General features: G+C 66.4%; 17 protein-coding genes. 7 read left to right on the top strand and 10 right to left on the bottom strand.

Annotated elements, in window-relative coordinates; genetic code table 11:
• Positions 1 to 82 precede the first annotated feature (82 nt).
• A complete protein-coding gene (locus RE429_RS11715) occupies positions 83 to 970 on the bottom strand; it encodes an MBL fold metallo-hydrolase (protein ID WP_414470949.1) in 888 nt (295 codons plus the stop codon).
• 132 nt (positions 971 to 1,102) lie between these two features.
• Between RE429_RS11715 and RE429_RS11710 the strand changes: the two genes are divergently transcribed.
• The 3 genes from RE429_RS11710 (at position 1,103) to RE429_RS11700 (ending at position 4,092) form a co-directional block, all read left to right on the top strand.
• Complete coding sequence (locus RE429_RS11710) at positions 1,103 to 1,885, top strand: sulfite exporter TauE/SafE family protein (RefSeq protein ID WP_414470948.1); 783 nt, start codon at positions 1,103 to 1,105, stop codon at positions 1,883 to 1,885.
• 48 nt (positions 1,886 to 1,933) lie between these two features.
• Entirely contained in the window at positions 1,934 to 2,392 is a 459-nt protein-coding gene (locus tag RE429_RS11705; RefSeq protein ID WP_414470947.1) for a TIGR01244 family sulfur transferase, read from the top strand.
• Positions 2,393 to 2,592: 200 nt separating this feature from the next.
• Entirely contained in the window at positions 2,593 to 4,092 is a 1,500-nt protein-coding gene (locus RE429_RS11700; protein ID WP_414470946.1) for a Do family serine endopeptidase, read from the top strand.
• Between the two features lie 78 nt (positions 4,093 to 4,170).
• Here the strand turns inward: RE429_RS11700 and RE429_RS11695 are convergent, their stop codons facing one another.
• Together RE429_RS11695 and RE429_RS11690 are read right to left on the bottom strand one after the other, a co-directional pair.
• Positions 4,171 to 6,624 (bottom strand): plasma-membrane proton-efflux P-type ATPase, encoded by a 2,454-nt coding sequence (locus RE429_RS11695; RefSeq protein WP_414470945.1) that lies wholly within the window; start codon positions 6,622 to 6,624, stop codon positions 4,171 to 4,173.
• A complete protein-coding gene (locus RE429_RS11690) occupies positions 6,621 to 6,863 on the bottom strand; it encodes a universal stress protein (RefSeq protein ID WP_414470944.1) in 243 nt (80 codons plus the stop codon). Before RE429_RS11690 ends, RE429_RS11695 begins: the two co-directional genes overlap by 4 nt.
• A gap of 319 nt (positions 6,864 to 7,182) precedes the next feature.
• Here RE429_RS11690 and RE429_RS11685 point away from each other — a divergent pair, with 319 nt between their 5' ends.
• Complete coding sequence (locus RE429_RS11685; RefSeq protein ID WP_414470943.1) at positions 7,183 to 8,409, top strand: molybdopterin-dependent oxidoreductase; 1,227 nt, start codon at positions 7,183 to 7,185, stop codon at positions 8,407 to 8,409.
• Positions 8,410 to 8,417: 8 nt separating this feature from the next.
• A complete protein-coding gene (locus RE429_RS11680; RefSeq protein ID WP_414470942.1) occupies positions 8,418 to 8,711 on the top strand; it encodes a cytochrome c in 294 nt (97 codons plus the stop codon).
• 85 nt (positions 8,712 to 8,796) lie between these two features.
• Here RE429_RS11680 and RE429_RS11675 read toward each other — a convergent pair whose 3' ends face one another.
• The 6 genes from RE429_RS11675 to dsbD form a co-directional block, all read right to left on the bottom strand.
• Complete coding sequence (locus tag RE429_RS11675; protein WP_414470941.1) at positions 8,797 to 9,909, bottom strand: c-type cytochrome; 1,113 nt, start codon at positions 9,907 to 9,909, stop codon at positions 8,797 to 8,799.
• Between the two features lie 159 nt (positions 9,910 to 10,068).
• A complete protein-coding gene (locus RE429_RS11670) occupies positions 10,069 to 10,770 on the bottom strand; it encodes a DsbA family protein (RefSeq protein ID WP_414470940.1) in 702 nt (233 codons plus the stop codon).
• Between the two features lie 48 nt (positions 10,771 to 10,818).
• The gene (locus RE429_RS11665) at positions 10,819 to 11,493 is read right to left on the bottom strand and encodes a L,D-transpeptidase (protein ID WP_414470939.1); all 675 of its coding nucleotides are present in this window, start codon (positions 11,491 to 11,493) and stop codon (positions 10,819 to 10,821) included.
• Positions 11,494 to 11,545: 52 nt separating this feature from the next.
• A complete protein-coding gene (locus RE429_RS11660; RefSeq protein WP_414470938.1) occupies positions 11,546 to 12,181 on the bottom strand; it encodes a DsbA family protein in 636 nt (211 codons plus the stop codon).
• Positions 12,182 to 12,218: 37 nt separating this feature from the next.
• Complete coding sequence (locus RE429_RS11655) at positions 12,219 to 12,659, bottom strand: thioredoxin family protein (RefSeq protein ID WP_414470937.1); 441 nt, start codon at positions 12,657 to 12,659, stop codon at positions 12,219 to 12,221.
• 59 nt (positions 12,660 to 12,718) lie between these two features.
• Complete coding sequence (dsbD, locus tag RE429_RS11650) at positions 12,719 to 14,545, bottom strand: protein-disulfide reductase DsbD (RefSeq protein ID WP_414470936.1); 1,827 nt, start codon at positions 14,543 to 14,545, stop codon at positions 12,719 to 12,721.
• A gap of 96 nt (positions 14,546 to 14,641) precedes the next feature.
• Between dsbD and RE429_RS11645 the strand changes: the two genes are divergently transcribed.
• Positions 14,642 to 15,301, top strand: coding sequence for a response regulator (locus RE429_RS11645; protein ID WP_414470935.1), 660 nt, complete (start codon positions 14,642 to 14,644; stop codon positions 15,299 to 15,301).
• A 1-nt stretch (position 15,302) separates the two neighbouring features.
• Positions 15,303 to 16,697, top strand: a complete 1,395-nt coding sequence (locus tag RE429_RS11640; RefSeq protein ID WP_414470934.1) for an ATP-binding protein — start codon at positions 15,303 to 15,305, stop codon at positions 16,695 to 16,697.
• 169 nt (positions 16,698 to 16,866) lie between these two features.
• On the opposite strand, the gene RE429_RS11635 is transcribed toward RE429_RS11640, so the two are convergent.
• Positions 16,867 to 17,325, bottom strand: a complete 459-nt coding sequence (locus tag RE429_RS11635; protein WP_414470933.1) for a DUF6691 family protein — start codon at positions 17,323 to 17,325, stop codon at positions 16,867 to 16,869.
• Between the last annotated feature and the right edge of the window lie 3 nt (positions 17,326 to 17,328).

The following is a 17,328-nucleotide window of genomic DNA, read 5'->3' as shown; positions in this document are numbered from 1 at the left end:
AGCGCCAGGCGTGGCGGCTCCTGAGGCGGTTCCGACAGGACGGTGTGCGCCGGCCATTGGTCCGGCCGGCGCCATGGACGGATCAGACGACGTCCTCGGCCCCGCCCTTGAGCGTCACGGGGATCATCAAGTACCGGACGCCGTTCGCCTCCGCCGGCGGGAATTTGCCGGCCCGGATGTTGGTCTGGATCGAGGGCAGCAGCAGCCGGGGTGCCGCCAGCTTGGCGTCGCGGGCGGTCCGCATGGCGACGAACTCGTCCTCGCCGACGCCCTCCTTCACGTGCACGTTCCTTTCGCGCTGCTCCGCGACCGTGGTCTCCCAGGCATAGGTGTCGCGGCCCGGCGCCTTGTAGTCGTGGCACATGAACAGCCGCGTCTCGGGCGGCAATCCGGTCAGGCGCTTGATCGAGCGGTAGAGCTGATGGGCGTCGCCGCCCGGGAAGTCGGCGCGGGCCGTGCCATAGTCCGGCATGAACATCGTGTCGCCGACAAACACCGCATCCTCGATCTTGTAGGAGATGTCCGCCGGGGTGTGCCCGGGGGTGTGGATCACCTCCACGTCGAGTTCACCGATGGTGAAGCGCTCGCCGTCCCTGAACAGGTGGTCGAAGTCGCTACCGTCCGGATCGAGGTCGGTGGCATTGAAGATCGGGCGAAAGATCTTCTGCACGTCCTTGATGTGCTCGCCGATGCCGATCTTCGCCCCGGTCCTGGCCTTGATGTAGGGCGCGCCGGAGAGATGGTCGGCATGGGCATGGGTCTCCAGCGTCCATTCCACCGTGTAGCCCGCCTCCCCGGCCGCCTTCAGCATGGCCTCGACGGACCGGGTGTCGACGGTGCCCGAGTTGTGGTCGTAGTCGAACACCGGGTCGATGGTCGCCGCCTTCCTGGTCGCGGGATCCGCCACAAGATAGCTGATCGTGTTGGTGGGCTCGTCGAAGAACGCCCGGATGATGGGTTGGCCCGACATGGTCTGAACCTCCTCGGTGGTTCGTCTCGTGATTGCCGTTGACAATATATGAGCGGTCACTAAATAAGCAATGCCTAATTAAAAGAAGGCTGGCCCGCGAGCCTCGCGGAGGTGCGGGCTCAGGAGAACACAATGACGCTTTCGCTCATCCAGAGCGCGCTCGGACTGGCCTCCGGCTCGCTCGTCGGCTTCACGCTCGGCCTCGTCGGTGGAGGCGGCTCGATCCTGGCCGTGCCGCTGCTGGTGTACCTGGTCGGCGTCACCGACCCGCATGTGGCGATCGGCACGAGCGCCGTGGCCGTGGCGGCCAATGCAGCCGTCAACCTCGGCAATCACGCGCGTGCGAGAAACGTGAAGTGGCGCTGTGCCCTTGTGTTCACGGCCGCGGGCATCGTCGGTGCGTTCGGCGGGTCGACGCTCGGCAAGATGGTCGACGGCCAGAAGCTCCTCGCCCTGTTCGCCATGCTGATGATGATTGTCGGCGCTCTCATGCTGCGAAAGCGTTCGGGCGAGGGCCATCACGATGTCCGGCTCGGAAAAGACAACGTCCTGAAGCTCGTCGGAATCGGCTTGGCGACGGGGGCGCTCTCCGGCTTCTTCGGCATCGGCGGCGGCTTCCTGATCGTCCCGGGGCTGATCCTGGCGACGGGCATGCCGATCCTCTACGCGGTCGGCTCGTCGCTGGTGGCCGTGACCGGATTCGGGCTGACCACTGCAGCGAACTACGCTCTTTCCGGTTGGGTCGATTGGGCCCTGGCCGCCCTGTTCATCGGCGGCGGGATCCTCGGCGGCCTGCTGGGCGCGAGCCTCGCCTCGAAGCTGGCCGTCAGGAAAGGCGCGCTCGACACCGTCTTTGCCGGACTGATCTTCGTCGTTGCCGTCTACATGCTGGTGCGCAGCCTCAACCTGCTGTGAGGCTGAAGCAACGTCATCGGAAGTTCTCAAACCCATAGGAGACGATCCATGCAATTCGCCAAGCTCACCGATCACCTTTCGGTCTCGCCTCAGCTGCGTCCCGAGGATCTGAAGGTAGCCGCCGCCGCAGGCTTCCGCGCCATCATCAACAATCGCCCGGATGGCGAAGCTCCGGATCAGCCCCCGAGCAACGCCCTCGCAGCGGCAGCGCGGCGTTTGGGTCTTCCTTATTGGCATATCCCGGTCGTTCCCGGTCGCCTTTCGCCTGACCGGGTCGAGGCCTTCAAGGAGGCCCTCACGGCGACCGCCGGGCCAACGCTCGCCTTCTGCCGGACCGGCACGCGCTCGGCCAGCCTGTGGGCCCTCGCCTCGGCCCGCCATCTCGTCCCTGACGTCATTCTCCGGACGGCTGCGGACGCCGGATACGATCTGGAAGCCTTGCGCTCTCAGATCGACGCAGCCTCCCGCCATCCGCCCACGGATTCCGAGCCAGAGAGAAGGCGGTGAACTGCTTCTCGCGACGACCGTTTCCATAGCGTTCGATGACGCTCTCGCCTGCACGACCGGCGCCCTCAAGGAGAAGGGATTCGGCAGCATCGGATGATCATGAACAACTCTTAATCCGCAGGCCAGGACACGTCCATGGTGGCTGCCGATATGGAAGGAATGCCGCTGACGCGGCTGAACCCGTTCACGGAGTTGACGCTATGTCAGACCAGAACTCTGTTCGGACCCGTGCGCGCGCCGGGCGTGCGCTCGCCTCCGTTGCTGCCGTTGCTTTTCTCGTAACAGGCGGTGTGGGCACGGCAGCCCTTCGATCTTCGACGCCCGCCTTCGCGCAAAGCACATCGCCAGCCTCTCCCGCGGTCAATGACAACCCGGGCGCGTTCTCGTTCGCCGACGTGATCGGGAAGGTCAAGCCGTCTGTCGTCGCGGTGCGTGTCAGGCTTGAAAGCACCGCTTCCGACAATCTTCCGTTCTCCTCACGCGATCTCGACCAGATCCCTCCGCAGCTGCGAAACCTCTTCCGCTTCTTCGATGAGAACCGCCGGCCGCAGTCCCACTCGGGCCAGGTTCTGGGATCGGGCTTCTTCATCTCGGCCGACGGCTATGTGGTCACTAACAACCATGTCGTCGAACATGCCGGGAGCGTCCAGGTCACGACGGACGACGGCCGAACCCTGCCGGCAAAAGTCATCGGCACCGATCCGAAGACGGATCTCGCGCTGCTGAAGGTGACCGAGGGCGGCAACTTCCCGTTCGTGCATCTCGCCACGTCCGAGCCCCGCGTGGGCGACTGGGTCGTGGCTATCGGCAACCCCTTCGGCCTGGGCGGCACCGTCACGGCCGGGATCGTCTCGGCGCGAGGCCGCGACATCGGGGAAAGCCAGTACGACGATTTCCTGCAGATCGACGCCCCGATCAACAAGGGCAACTCGGGCGGCCCCACCTTCAACCTGGCCGGTGAGGTCGTCGGCGTGAACACGGCCATCTACTCGCCCTCCGGTGGTAGCGTCGGCCTCGCCTTCGCGATCCCGTCGGATACGGTTCAGTCGATCGTCGCCCAGCTCGAAAAAGACGGCAAGGTCATCCGCGGCTATCTCGGCGTGCAGATACAACCGCTCACGAAGGATCTCGCCGAAGGCCTCGGGCTTTCCTCCGACAAGGGTGCCCTGATTGATCGCGCGGAGGACGGCACACCGGCAGCCGATGCGGGGCTCAAGGCCGGCGACGTGATCACGGCGGTGAACGGCGAGGCCATTGCCAATGCGCGCGAGCTGTCCCGCAAGATCGCCGCGCTCACACCCGGAACCTCTGTCCAGCTGACCTATCTGCGCCAAGGCCGGGCGCAGACATCGAACGTCCGGCTCGGAAGCGTGCCTGACGAGAAGACCGCCAGCGCCCAGACGCAGCCGGAGAGCGGTCCGCAGCTTGGGCTTCGTCTGGCACCTGCCTCCTCGGTCCCCGGGGCCGGCGATGAAGGCGTTGCCGTGTTGAATGTCGATCCGTCCAGCGCGGCTGCGGCCAAAGGAGTCCAGGAGGGCGACGTCATCCTCGAGGTTGCCGGCCAAGCTGTCGCAACCCCGGCAGATGTCCGGGCGGACGTCCAACGAGCCCGGAAGGAGGGAAAGAAGGCCCTCCTCCTGCGGATCAAGAATAAGGACGGGACGCGCTTCGTGGCCATCGGCATGGCGGCGATCGGTTAAGAGAACGGCGAGGTGTCGGAACTCCGGCGCGCTCCTGCGGACATCACAAATCGGCGGGCCCTTGCGGCCTGCCGCATCTCATGTGACGGCAGGCTCCACGCCAAGGTACGCGAAGGACAGGCGTTTGATGACCTCGTTGACGCCGAGGCAGCACACGAGCGAAAAGCCGATGATCCAGATGGTCTGCGTGAACGCCAGGGGCCGCAGTCCGGCAAGCCCGTACAGGCCGATCAGGATTCCGGCGAGCGCATCCGCGGCCAGCGCCGAAGCCAGTATGCTTCCCGGCCAGGAAGCCCAGAACGCCCTGCGCTCGCGGATCGATACGATCGCGAAGACGGAAAAAAACAAGAGCGTCTGAAACGTGAACGTCTGGAGCTGGCCCGGGTGGTGGCCGAGGTCGAATTGGCGCCACCCGATCGCCAGTAGGCCTAAGGCCTCGGCGAGCATGGCCAGGCCGAGGATGACGGCAAGCATCACCAGCGGGCCGATGTTCCATGTCTCGGGCTTCTGCGCGGGCCGGACCCGATCCGTCGAGAGCGCGATTTTGACGAAATCAGTCATGAAGAGCAGCAGCACCATCCCTAAGGCGGAGATGACGAACTGACCCGTCAGGAGAAATGCGATGACGACGAAACCCGCCTTGAGAATCGTGCTCCCGATCTTGTTGATGATCCATGTGAGGACACGCTGGTAGATGGCCCGGCCGTTTCTGACGAGGTCCACGATGCCTTCGAGTCCCTCGGTCGTCAGCACGACGCTCGCGGCCCGCTTGGCCACGTCGGTGGCACTGCTGACCGCAATGCCGACTTCGGCCTGACGGAGGGCCGGGGCGTCGTTCACGCCGTCGCCGGTCATGCCAACGATGTGGTGGGCACTCTGAAGGCTTTTGACGACGAGGAACTTGTCCTCCGGGAACACCTCGGCGAAGCCGCTCGACGCCTCCACGAGGTCTCTCACCCGAATATCCGAGGCATCTCCCTCGACCCGCAGTTCCGGGGCGCGGATGACGTCGCCAAGACCTAGCTCGCGGGCGACTCCTCGGGCGACGGGAATGGCGTCGCCCGTCAGCATTTTGACCCTGACCCCGAGCGAATGGAGCTCCTCGATGAGATGGCGCGAGTCGGGCCGGAGCGCATCATGCAGCAGCGCCGAGCCGACGAGCTGCCATCGCCCCTCGCCTTCCGCCCGAGCAACGGCGAGGATGCGGAAGCCTTTCTGCGCCTCGGCTGAGCCCCAATTCTCCAGAATGGCCACGGCAGCGGCATCGAGCCCGGCCAGCTCCGCCACGGTCCGAAGGGCGCCCTTCGTCACCCGGATTTGACGGTCGCCGTCCTCAACGGCGGCCTCAGTCCGGCGGGTCTTGGGAGAGAAGGGCGTGAACGACAGGATTCGTCCCGCCCCCTCGAGCACCTGGCTGTCACGAGCGGCCCGCAGGAAAGCGACGTCGATCGAATCCTGATCAGCCTCGTTGGAAGCCAACGCACCGCAGCGCAGGACATCCGCGTCGGAGAAGCCGGGCTGAGGCCGGGCGCCCGCGAATGAAAGCCGGTTCATCGTAAGGGTTCCGGTCTTGTCGGCGCAGACGACATCCATGTTCGCCGCGTCCTCCGCCGCGCTGAGCCGGGTGACGAGGACGCCGCGGCGGCCGAGCTCCATCGACCCGACAGCCATGCTGACGGTGAACATCACAGGAAGGGCAACGGGCACGGCGCTGATCAGCAGGACCAATGACAGCAGCAAAATCTCGGAGAAGGGCAGCCCCTGGGCGGTCGCGGCGACGACCGTCACCCCAACGAGAATCCCGACAATGGTGAAGAGCCATTTGACCACCCGGGCGATGACCTCCTCGACGTGCAGTTTCGGATGGGCGCTCGCGACCAGCTGAGTGGTCCGGCCGAAATACGTCCGTGGCCCAGTCGCGACCACAACCGCGGTGGCCTCGCCCTCCCGGACGATCGCACCCGAATTGAGCACGTCTCCGCCGGTTCCGGCGACCTCCTGCGACTCGCCCGTGAGGGCCGACTGATCAACCTGCACGGTCCCATCGATGACCCGCGCGTCGGCCGGAACGAAGTCGCCGGACCGCAGCCGAATGACATCGCCACGGACCAGCTCTCGGGCGGGGATCGCCTGCCATGCCCCGTCGCGCAAGGCCCGGGCGCTGACCTGCAGCCTGCTCCGCAGGGCCGCCACGGCGGTGGCGGCCCGCTGCTCCTGCAAGAAGCTCAACATGGCGTTCACCAGCAGGAGCAAGAGGGCGATCCACAGATCGGCCCATTTGTGGAGAATGAGGGAAACAAGGGCGATCAGCTCGATCATCCAGGCCGACAGGTTCCAGAACTTGCCCGCAAAGCTGCGGAGCGGGTGAGCCTTTCTGTCCGGTACGTCGTTAGGACCTTCCTGCGCCAGCCGCTGTCCCGCTTCAGTGATCGAGAGGCCCGCTTCGCGGCACGGCGCAGCAACGGGGAACGTCGATTGAGCCGAACGGCCGCCGATCGCCTCCTCGGCCAAATCCTTTGGCGGGTCGGTCATTCCTTGGCCCGAACGGTGATGACCGGACATGGCGCGCGGCGCATCACGGTTTCGGCGACGCTGCCGAGGAGAGCCGACTCCTCGGCGGGAATGCGGGCGTCCGGCGCGACGGCCAGATCGATCATGCGGATCGGCGCCACCTCCGCCGAAGGCACACGCGCCAGTTCGGCGCCGACATCGGTCGCATGCGCGGCAATCGGGTTATCGTCGACGGCGATCAGGACCTTTTTGAAGCTCATGGCCGGTCTCCCCCAAGCTGCGGCGAATTCCCTGTGCATTCGGGCTGCTCGGATCGGCAGACGATGCCTGACCGAGGCAATGGTCAGCCTATCCGAGTACCACTCGAGCAAGTTGAGGAAGATCAATGCCCGCCATCGTCGAAGACGGTGATCCGCCTGTCTTGTGCGCGGCAACTGGGCCGCAGAATCGGGTACCGTGTTCCCTGGCCCCCAAACGCGCTTGCCCGTTCGCGTTGCTTTTCCGCAGTCTCACTCGACAAGCGATCATCGCGCTCTACTCTTCCCGAATAGCCCAGCTATACGGTACGGGAGAACGCCCATGGCCACACGGAGATCCTTTTTGATCGGTGTCGGCAGCGCTGCCCTGACGGCTCCGGCCCTCCTGCGGGAGGCGCGGGCGGCGGAGGCCCTCACGCTCGATCCGCAGCTTCCGCCCGGGGTCCAGACCGAGGCCGTCCTGGAAGCCCTTCCCGGCAAGGCGCCTCTCATCAAGCTGAGCTATCGCCCGCCCAACTACGAAACGCCGCTTCACTACTTCAACGAAGTGTTCACGCCCAACGAGGCCTTCTTCGTCCGATATCACCTGTCCGATATTCCCGAGGTCGATCCGGACGCCTGGCGACTCGCCGTCGGCGGCGAGGGAGCGACGACGCCGTTCGAACTGACGCTCGATGCCTTGAGGCGGGATTTCACGCCCGTCGAGATCGCGGCCGTCTGTCAGTGCTCCGGCAATCGCCGGGGCCTGTTCGATCCGCATGTGGCCGGTGTCGAGTGGGGCTATGGCGCCATGGGCAACGCCCGCTGGAAGGGCGTCCGGCTCAAGGACATCCTCGACCGGGCGGGTATCGCGAAAGAGACCGTCGAGATCGCCCTCGAAGGCGCCGACGGGCCGCCCCTCGACACGACGCCGGACTTCGTCAAAAGCATCCCGATCTGGAAGGCCCTCGATCCCGACACGCTCGTGGCCTATGAGATGAACGGGCGGCCCCTGCCCCACTTCAACGGTGCGCCGGCACGGATCGTCGTTCCGGGATGGACTGCAACCTACTGGATGAAGCACGTCACCGGCATCTCCGCCCGCTCCACGCCCGAGGACAATTTCTGGATGAAGGGGGCCTATCGCATTCCGACCGGCAAGTTCCCCATCGTTCAGCGCTTCCTCAGCCAGGAGACCGCCGCCAACACGCCGATCACCGAAATGGTCGTGAACTCCATCATCACGACACCGGCTGCGGGTGACACCATCGGCATGGGTTCACCGCTCGTCGTCAAGGGCGTCGCCTGGGACGCCGGCTACGGCATCGTGGCGGTCGAGGTCTCCACCGACGAGGGCCAGACCTGGACGCGGGCGACCCTTGGCCCGGACACAGGCCGCTACTCGTTCCGGCCCTGGACATTTCCGATCAAGACGGACCGCAAAGGCCCTTTGACCCTCATGGCCAAAGCCACGAATGCGATCGGGCAGACCCAGACATCGACCCTGATCCAGAATCCCGCCGGGTACCATCATAACCTGATGCATCGCGTCAGCGTCACCATTGCATGAGGCCTGCCATGAGGAAGCTGCTTGTCGTCGGTCTCGCCCTCACCGCCTCCGCCGCCGCACATGCCGACGAGACGGCCATCACGCTTAAGGATGCTCCTGGCCGCGATGCGGTGACGAACAACTGCGCCGCCTGCCACAGCCTGGACTACATCCAGATGAACTCTCCCTTCCCGGACCGGAAGCTCTGGGAGGCCGAGGTCACCAAGATGATCAAGGTCTACGGCGCGCCCGTCGACGAGGCCGACGCGAAGACGATTGTCGACTATCTCAGCCGCAACTACGGCTCGGGCGGGCCGATGTAGGGGGCAGAGATTCCCCATACGACCCGCGATGGTGTGAATGGGATGTTGCTGACGAGCGCGAATCCGGTCGGGAGACGTCGACCACCTAATTTGCCGGTGCCTTTCCGGCCTCCGATTCCTTCAGCGCCTTGATCTTGTCCCGGATGGGCCCGAATGGTCCGAGCCTATGCTGCTCCCGGTCGAAGCCGTCGATGTAGGGGCCGTAGCCCGCGTCGACCGGCTTCTGCATCCGGTTCGGGAAATCCTTGTCGAGATCGGCCTTGGCCGGGCGGGACTGGGACTGGATGAACGCGGCGACGTCCCAGGCATCCTCCGCCGACAGGACGGGCGCATCGTAGGTCGTGCCCAGCGGCATGTTGCCGTGGATGAAATTGGCCGCCGAGATCAGCCGGTTCATGCCCGCGCCGTCGTTGAAGCTGTCCGGGCCCCAGAGAGGCGGAAACTGATAGCCCTGCGCATCGCCTGCGATGCCCTTCCTGACGCCCTGCCCGTCCGCCTGGTGGCAGGCGGCGCAGGCCTGCGCATAGACCTCTTGGCCATGCTCGAGACTGGCCGCCCGGGTGAGTTCGGGGATGTTGCCTGAGCCGCGTCCCTCGGTCTTGCCCCCGATGGGACGGCCCGTGGACACGAACTTGATGTAGGCGACGAACGCCTTCATCTCGGTGGAATCGACGGGCAGCGGCTTGCCGTTCATGCTGCGGGTCATGCAGCCGTTGACGCGATCCTCGATGGTGCCGACCTCGCCCTCGCGGGACCGGTATTGCGGGAAGTCGCCGAACACCCCCACGAAGGGCAAGCCGAATTTCTTGGTTCCCGCATCCAAGTGGCAGCTCTGGCACGCCAGGTTGTTGCCGGCATAGCGCTTGCCGGCGTCGGCGACCTCGGGCCCGAGATGGGCATAGGTGGCGACCGTCAGGTCCCGTCCCAAGCGCACTGCCCTGCCCCATGCGTCATCGGCCAGCTTGTCGACATCGGCCACGATCCATTCGTCACCGGCCGCACTCGATTGCGCCGTGGCTGCGGAGACGGCCGGCCTAGTGGGTGAGGCTGCGGGCGCGGCCGGACTTCCACGGCTCACGGCAACCTGCTTGGACGATGTGTGTCGGCTTGCCCGGCGGTCGGAACCGCTCGTCAGGCCCGCGTGCGAAAGAGCCGCAATGCCAGCCACGCTGTAGCCGATGAGCAGCTTCCAATCCATCCAGTATCTCCGCGAATGTGCTGACGTCGCTTTTGTCGAGGCCGGGCGAGATCATGCGACCGATGACGTCGTCGATGGCCCGTCGACCCGGCAGCTTCATGGCCAACCTTAAGGCAACCTTAAGGACGGGATCGCCGACGCGAGCTGGCCCCGGGCTTCCTATGACGAGCAGACGACCTCGCCGCACCGGTCGATCGCGGCGACGATCCTGCCGACGGCCTTGGGCCCCGGATAGCCCAGAACCCCGACCCCGGCCGCCACGAAGGAGGGCGTGGCCGCAAGACCCAGGTTGGCCGCTTGCTGGATCTGCTCGCGCAGCATCCCCCCGACCTTCTCGCTGTCGGCCGCGCGCTCGATCTGGCGCCGGGGACTCCCGAGGCCCTCGGCGACCTCGAGTGCCCGCTGGCCATCCTTCGTGCCGGGCATCGCGAACAGCCGCCGGTGGAACTCGTAGGCCACGGCCGGCCCCTTCAGCATGAGAAGAGCCAACTCCACCTTGGCGGCCTGCATCGATCCAAGGGACAGGATGGCGTTGTTGATCAGACCGAGGCGCAGGTCCGGCCTCTTCTTCACGAGAGCATGCAGGTCCTTGGCTGCTGCGTGGCAGTAGGGGCAGTTGTAGTCGTAGAACTCGTAGAGCGTGACGGCGGTGCTCTTCGAGCCGACCCAGATCACGCCGGGCAGATTTTCGATCTCGCCGGTCAGTTCGACGGGCAGGCGGGTATTCGGCACCGGTTTGCCGTCATCCCCTTTCAGCGGATGCCACCCCTCCCCGCTCTGGGCGTGGGCGGCCTTGAAGGACGAGGCGGCAAGGAGCGTCAGCGCGGCGCCCCGGATGATCCGGCGTCGGTTGAAATCCATGGTGTCATTCCGTTCGGGTTCGATATCGCTGCAATGGGAGAGTGGTCGTCACAGGACGACGACTTTGGCGCCGGTCGGAACGCGGCTGTAGAGGTCGATCACGTCCTGGTTCATCATCCGAATGCAGCCGGAGGAGACGGCCTGCCCGATGGTCTCCGGCTCGTTGGTGCCGTGGATCCGGTAGAGCGTGTCCTGGCCGCCCTTGAACAGGTACAGGGCGCGGGCGCCGAGCGGATTGTCGGTGCCGCCCTTCATGCCGCCGGCCCATTTCCTGTATCGGTTCGGCTCGCGCCTGATCATGTCAGGTGTCGGCGTCCAGGTCGGCCACTGCGCCTTGCGGTTCACGGTCGCCGTGCCCTTGAACTCCAGCCCTTCCTTGCCGACACCGACACCGTAACGCAGCGCCTTGCCGCCCTCCTGCACGAGATAGATGAAGCGGGCGTCGGTATCGACCACAACGGTCCCCGGCTTCTCGGTGGTCGCGTAGTCCACGAGCTGGCGCACGTTGCGCGGCTTGAGGCTGGCAGGATCGACGCCCGGAACCGGATGCCTGTCGGTGGTCACCGCGGCATAGCGCCCGGCCGTGACGGAATCGACGGCAGGGACGGCAACAGCCTGCGGCGGTGCGGCTGTGGTGGTGCAGGCGGCCAGGACGGCCGGGAGGATCAGGGCGAAGACGCGTAGCAAACCGGCTGGCTGGACCAGCTTTGGGAGATTGAACATGGATATCCTGACAGGCAGTGGGATGTGAAACGGGACGAGAAGCGGGCGCGGGTTATTGCCGGCCCTGGGCACGGGCCTGGGCGACCGCTTGCTGGAACTGCTCGTAGGTGAGCGCTCCTGACGCCTTGAACGGGCCGATCAGGTAGACCGGCGTTCCCGACAGCCCGAGCGCGTCGGCCTGGTCGAGATTGCGCTGGATCAGCGCCTGGATCTCGGCGCCGTGCTGCTTGAGGTCCGCGTCGAGGCGCTCCATGTCGACGCCGGAGCTCTGGACCGCCTCGGTCATCGTCTCCTTGGCGATCCTCCTGCCCGGAATGCCCATGAGGGCATGGTGAACCTCCTCGTACTTGCCCTGGTACTTGGCCGCCAACGCCAGCTGCGCTCCGTGAATGGAGGCCGGGGTGAGGATGGGCCAGTCCTTGTAGACAAGGCGGATCTTGCCGTCGGCCTTCACGATCCTCTCCAGGTCCGGGGCCGAATTCTTGCAGAACGGACAATTGTAGTCGAGGAACGCCACGATGGTGATGTCACCCTTGGGATTTCCGGCGGCCGGCGCCTGCGGGTCGTTCAGGATCGCATCCACCGAAACGGCCTTGTCCTGGGCTGAGGCCGGCGCGGCGGGCATGACGAAAACGAAGAACAGCGCCGTCAAGAGGGCAGCGAACGGAGACTGCGTGGGGCGGGGCATGATTGGCTCCTTGATCTTTTGAAAAGGCAGGCCAGGCCTAGAGACCGGCGAGATTGATCGTGTCGAGGAAGAGGTTGGCGTCGACGGCTCCGGTCAGGCGGGTCCTGGGCATTTCCCGGCCATCCTTCGGATCGATGACGAACATCGTCGGAGGGCCCGGCACCCGAAGGTGCTCCATGAGCGCCCGGCTGCCCGCATCGACGGCGGTCACGTCCGCCCGTACGAGAGCGATGCTCTCGAGCCGCCGCTCGATGACGGGATGGGAGAAGACGCGGGCATCGATGCTCTTGCAGATGGGGCACCACTCCGCGGTGAAGTACGCCAGCACCGGCTTCTTCTGAGCGCGGGCGCGCCCGAGCGCCGCATCGAACCCCTTCCGGTCGGTGATCTGGGCAAAGGCCGGTCGTGCGGCCTGTGCGTACGTGCGCCAAGGGACGAATGCCAGGCCCGGAAGACAGGCCGCGAAGGTCAGGAGCATTCGCCGCCGCCACAAATCGGTTCCGGTCACAGCGCCGGAACGAGAGGGTCTGTCCGCCATCATGCACCGGCCGCCGCGAGTTTCTGCAGGAAGCCATCCGCATCGATCATGCCGATGGTCCGGACCGGTGCGATCTCCTGCCCCGTCTTCGGGTCGAGGAAAAGGATCGTCGGCGGCCCCATGACGCCGAAGCGTTTCATCAGCGTGCGGCTGGCCTCGTTGTAGTCCGTCACGTCGGCGCGGATGAACGCAACGTCCGCGAGCCTTGCCTGCACGGCAGGATCGGCGAAGACGCTGCGGTCGATCTCCTTGCAAGTCACGCACCACTCGGCCGTGAAGTCGACGAGGATCGGCCTGCCCTGCGCCTGCGCCATTTGAACCGCCGCATCCAACTGTTCGGGCGTGGTGATGCGGATGGACGCCACCTCGGCGGTGACGGCCGCGGCGGATCCGCGAGCCAGGAAGGCAAGCGGCCGCAACGGGTCGGTCGCCCCGCCCGCCGTGCCCACGACCAATGTGCCGCCATAGAGCACAGCGGCAATCCCCGCCGCCTTGGCCAGCCGGCGAACGGGACAGGAAAGCGCGGCGTCGAAGGCACCGAGGAAGACGCCGGTCGCGATAGCGAGCATGGCCCACAGGGCGAGCGAGAGCTGGGGCGGTACGATCCGGGAGATCATCGCGATGGCGACGCCGAGGAAGACGACCCCGAAAGCCTGCTTGACCCGCACCAGCCACAGCCCCGACTTTGGAAGGGCTTTTGCGCCGACGGTGCCGTAGACGATCAGCGGCAGGCCCATGCCGAGGCCGAGCATGAACAGGGCCGCCGCGCCGCGCATCATGTCGCCCGTTTGGGACACGTAGAGCAGCGCCCCCGCCAGCGGCGGCGTCACGCAGGGACCCACGATCAGGGCCGACGTGAACCCGAGAACCGCCGCACCGGGAAGCGAGCCGCGAAGGCCCGACGTCCGGCCCGCGACGAGGCTGGTCCAGGAGGCGGGCAGCTGGAGCTCGAACAGGCCGAACATCGACAGCGCCAGGACCACGAACAGCGCGCTCATGGCGCCGAGCGCCCAGGGCGTCTGCAAGGCAGCCTGCAGGTTCTGGCCCGACCAGGCGGCGGCGACGCCGAGAAGGCCGTAGGCTGCCGCCATCGCGAGCACGTAGGTGGTCGAGAGCGCAAAGCCCCTCCCCGCCGAGAGCTGCCCGCCGCTGCGGGCGAGCATGCCCGACAGGATCGGGATCATCGGCAGCACGCAGGGCGTGAAGGTCAGCAGCAGTCCGAAGCCGAGGAAGGTCGCCAGAACCGACACGAGGCTGCCGCTCATCCAGCTGTCGGCACCCGCGTTCGGTTGTGCCGGAGCGGCGACGGATGGCGGCGCGGATGTCGCCGACGCCCCCTGATCGGCGCCGGCACGGCTGGACGTGACGCTCGGCGCATCGACCTCCTCGACCGTAAGCGCCGTCAGGTCCACGGATTTCGTCACGGGCGGGTAGCAAATGCCCAGCTTGTCGGCGCAGCCCTGGTAGGTCACCCGAAGAATCTGCGGCGAGCCTGCGGCTTCGAGCGCCGCGGCCGTCACGATGGCGTGGGCCGCGTCGTGGTAGACCTCGGTCTCCCCGAAGGTCGGATCGTCTTTCGGCTGGCCGGGACCGGTTTCGACGGGAACCTGCTTCGAATCCGCCGTCGAGACGATCACTTTGTCGCGATAGAGATACATATCCGGGGCGATCGACCAACCGAGGTTGACGCTGCCGTCGCTGCCCTTAGAGACGTTGAGCCTGAAGACTTCATCGGGCGTGGGGATCGCGAACTGGGCTCCTGCGCCGGCGGATCCGACAAGAAGCGCCGTGAGCGCGAACAACATTCGGATGAGATTCTGAGACAAGGGATTCCCCGCGACAGGACGACTGTCTCCGATCCGCCCGACCAACCTTAAGGCAGCCTTAAGGGTAGCGGGCCAGTGAGCCCGTGGAGGTGCTCGATGCGAATTCTCGTGGTTGAAGACGATACGGTGCTGCTCGACGGCCTGAGGGTGGGCCTCGGGCTTCATGGCTTTACGGTCGACGCTGTCCCCTCCTGCGGCGACGCCCGGTCGGCGCTGGCCACAGCCGAGTTCGACGCCATCGTGCTCGACCTGATGCTGCCGGACGGCTCAGGCCTCGATGTCCTGCGCGAGCTGCGCCGGCGTCAGCACGCGACGCCGGTCCTGCTGCTGACGGCCAAGGACACCGTGGCGGACCGCATCGGAGGACTCGACAGCGGAGCCGACGACTATCTCGGCAAGCCGTTCGACCTCGACGAGGTCGCGGCCCGCCTGCGGGCGATCTCGCGACGCGCCGCCGGACGGGCCACGCCGACCCTGTCGTGGAACGGCATCGAACTCGATCCGGGCCGCCGGACGGTCGAGGTCGGCGGCCACCCCGTCAGCCTGTCGCGGCGCGAGTTCTCGATCCTCGAGGCCCTGATGATGCATCCCGGCACGGTGCTGTCCAAGGACCAGCTCGCCGATCGCCTCTACGGCTGGCAGGAGGATGTGGAGAGCAACACCGTCGAGGTCCACATCCACCATCTCCGCGACAAGGTCGGCCGCGACGCCGTCGAGACCGTGCGCGGCCTCGGCTATCGCCTTCGGAGCGCTTGACGTGAACTCGATCCGAAGCCGCCTGTTCGTGATCCTGATCGCCGCCACCGGTCTGATCTGGCTCTCCGGAGCCGCCTGGATCTACCTCGACAGCAAGCGCCAGCTGGAGCATGTCCTCGACACCCGCCTGATGGAATCTGCCCGCATGGTCGGCTCGCTGGTGACCAGCGGCGAGATCGCGCTGACGGCCCGGGCGGATCAGCCCGCCGCGTCCATTCCCCTGCCCGAACCGGCTCACCTCGGCTACGAACGCCAGCTCTCGTGTCAGATCTGGTCCTTCGACGGCCGGCTGATCGGCCGCTCGATCGGCGCCCCTGACACGGAACTGTCGAATGAGGTCAGCGGGTTCTCGGAGCGGGAGGTCAATGGCGAGCCCTGGCGCATCTATGCCGTCGCCGATCGGGACAAGGGGGTTCGGGTGCTGGTGGGCGACCGGCTGGGCCTGCGCGACCGCCTCGTGACCGATCTCGTTCGCGGCTTGCTCCTGCCGGCCGCCCTGATGGTGCCGGTGCTGGCTTTCCTGATCTGGGCCAGCGTCGGACAGGGATTGCGGCCCCTCCGCCGCCTGACGCGAGGCCTCAAGATGCGCGGGCCGGAGGATCTGAGTCCGATCAATGTCGGCACGCCGCCGTCGGAAATCCGCCCCGTGGTCGAAGCCCTGAACGGGCTCTTCGGCAAGGTGGTCGCGGCGCGCGAGCACGAGCGCAGCTTCACGGCCTTTGCGGCACATGAGCTTCGGACGCCTTTGGCCGGGCTGCGCACCCAGGTCCAGGTCGCCCTGGCGGCGAAGGATCCCGAGACGCGCGAAGGGGCGTTGAGGCAAACTCTTGTGGCCGTCGACCACACCAGCCGCCTCGTGCGTCAATTGCTGGCCATGTCCGCCCTCGATGCCGCGGGGGACAACGGCGAAGCGCGGGAGATCACGGTCGGCCCCGCCCTCGAGGAGGTTGCGGCAAGCCTCGGTTCGGGCAAGGCGAGCATCCGCGTCGAGATCGACCCGGCGCTCTACCGGGCGAGGGTCGGAATGAACCGGGATCTTTTTCATCTTGCCGTCCGCAACCTGCATGAGAACGCGGTTCAGCACTCCCCCGAGGGCGGTCGCGTACGGTGGTTTCTCGATGAGGATACGGATCCGCCCTCGATCGCAGTGGAGGACGAAGGCCCGGGCATTCCGGAGGACGAGATCGGCCAGGTGACCCACCGGTTCTTCCGCGGACGCCACCGCAGCGCCGTCGGCAGCGGCCTCGGGCTCGCCATCGTCGATACGGCTCTCGCAGGCGCGAAAGCCACGTTCCTGCTCCGGAACCGGCAGGATCGCTCCGGCGTGCGGGCCGGTTTCCAGCCGGCGTTGCTTGAAAGTGGTGAGGGGGCGATTAGGCCGTCGAAACCCGTGTGATGTGTGCCTGACTTAAGGCTGCCTGGAGCCGGATCCCGGGTCCCATGCAGGCAATTTCCATTGGCCCCTTGTGTTCGCCGCTGATCGCCTGGCGATGATCGTCGGTATCGCCGTGTTCATGATCGCGACGTCGATCATGTCCTCCCGTCTCGATTCCGGTGTTTGAACCTCAGCCATCCACGCGGGTGGCCTCGCGCCGGAAGGTGACCTGCGGCCAGTCGGCAGGCACGAGGCGGAAGACCGCCATGCCGGCGATCATCGCGGCGACGAACACGAAGATCTCGGCCGGGCCGAAGGTCGGCCCGACCAGCGCCGGGCCGGGACACAGGCCGACGAGGCCCCAGCCGATGCCGAACAATGCGGCACCGCCGATCAGGCGCGGGTCGAGATCGCGCCGGGTCGGGATCTCCAGGCGCGGCGCGAGCACGGGCACGCCCCGGCGTCTGGCGACGAGGTAGCCCAGCGCGGAGACCACGACCGCACCGCCCATGACGAAGGCCAGGCTCGGGTCCCAGTTGCCGAAGATGTCGAGGAAGCCCAGCACCTTGGCCGGGTTGACCATCTGCGAGACGATCAGTCCGAGACCGAACAGCAAGCCGGATGCGAAGGCGGAAACGATCAGGGGCATGGC

Origin of the sequence: Microvirga sp. M2 (genome assembly GCF_047497095.1) — a bacterium.
GTDB lineage: Bacteria > Pseudomonadota > Alphaproteobacteria > Rhizobiales > Beijerinckiaceae > Microvirga.
Note: the sequence above shows the minus strand (reverse complement) of the source record. Positions and strands in the feature narration are given on the sequence as shown.

Bases quoted from the DNA above. Each gene is read 5' to 3' on its own strand.
- RE429_RS11685 (WP_414470943.1), top strand. From the start codon at position 7,183: ATGGCCACACGGAGATCCTTTTTGATCGGTGTCGGCAGCGCTGCCCTG.
- RE429_RS11655 (WP_414470937.1), bottom strand. From the start codon at position 12,659: ATGCTCCTGACCTTCGCGGCCTGTCTTCCGGGCCTGGCATTCGTCCCT.
- RE429_RS11700 (WP_414470946.1), top strand. From the start codon at position 2,593: ATGTCAGACCAGAACTCTGTTCGGACCCGTGCGCGCGCCGGGCGTGCG.
- RE429_RS11710 (WP_414470948.1), top strand. From the start codon at position 1,103: ATGACGCTTTCGCTCATCCAGAGCGCGCTCGGACTGGCCTCCGGCTCG.
- RE429_RS11715 (WP_414470949.1), bottom strand. From the start codon at position 970: ATGTCGGGCCAACCCATCATCCGGGCGTTCTTCGACGAGCCCACCAAC.
- RE429_RS11645 (WP_414470935.1), top strand. From the start codon at position 14,642: ATGCGAATTCTCGTGGTTGAAGACGATACGGTGCTGCTCGACGGCCTG.
- RE429_RS11690 (WP_414470944.1), bottom strand. From the start codon at position 6,863: ATGAGCTTCAAAAAGGTCCTGATCGCCGTCGACGATAACCCGATTGCC.
- RE429_RS11665 (WP_414470939.1), bottom strand. From the start codon at position 11,493: ATGTTCAATCTCCCAAAGCTGGTCCAGCCAGCCGGTTTGCTACGCGTC.
- RE429_RS11680 (WP_414470942.1), top strand. From the start codon at position 8,418: ATGAGGAAGCTGCTTGTCGTCGGTCTCGCCCTCACCGCCTCCGCCGCC.
- RE429_RS11670 (WP_414470940.1), bottom strand. From the start codon at position 10,770: ATGGATTTCAACCGACGCCGGATCATCCGGGGCGCCGCGCTGACGCTC.
- RE429_RS11660 (WP_414470938.1), bottom strand. From the start codon at position 12,181: ATGCCCCGCCCCACGCAGTCTCCGTTCGCTGCCCTCTTGACGGCGCTG.
- RE429_RS11635 (WP_414470933.1), bottom strand. From the start codon at position 17,325: ATGCCCCTGATCGTTTCCGCCTTCGCATCCGGCTTGCTGTTCGGTCTC.
- RE429_RS11695 (WP_414470945.1), bottom strand. From the start codon at position 6,624: ATGACCGACCCGCCAAAGGATTTGGCCGAGGAGGCGATCGGCGGCCGT.
- RE429_RS11705 (WP_414470947.1), top strand. From the start codon at position 1,934: ATGCAATTCGCCAAGCTCACCGATCACCTTTCGGTCTCGCCTCAGCTG.
- RE429_RS11675 (WP_414470941.1), bottom strand. From the start codon at position 9,909: ATGGATTGGAAGCTGCTCATCGGCTACAGCGTGGCTGGCATTGCGGCT.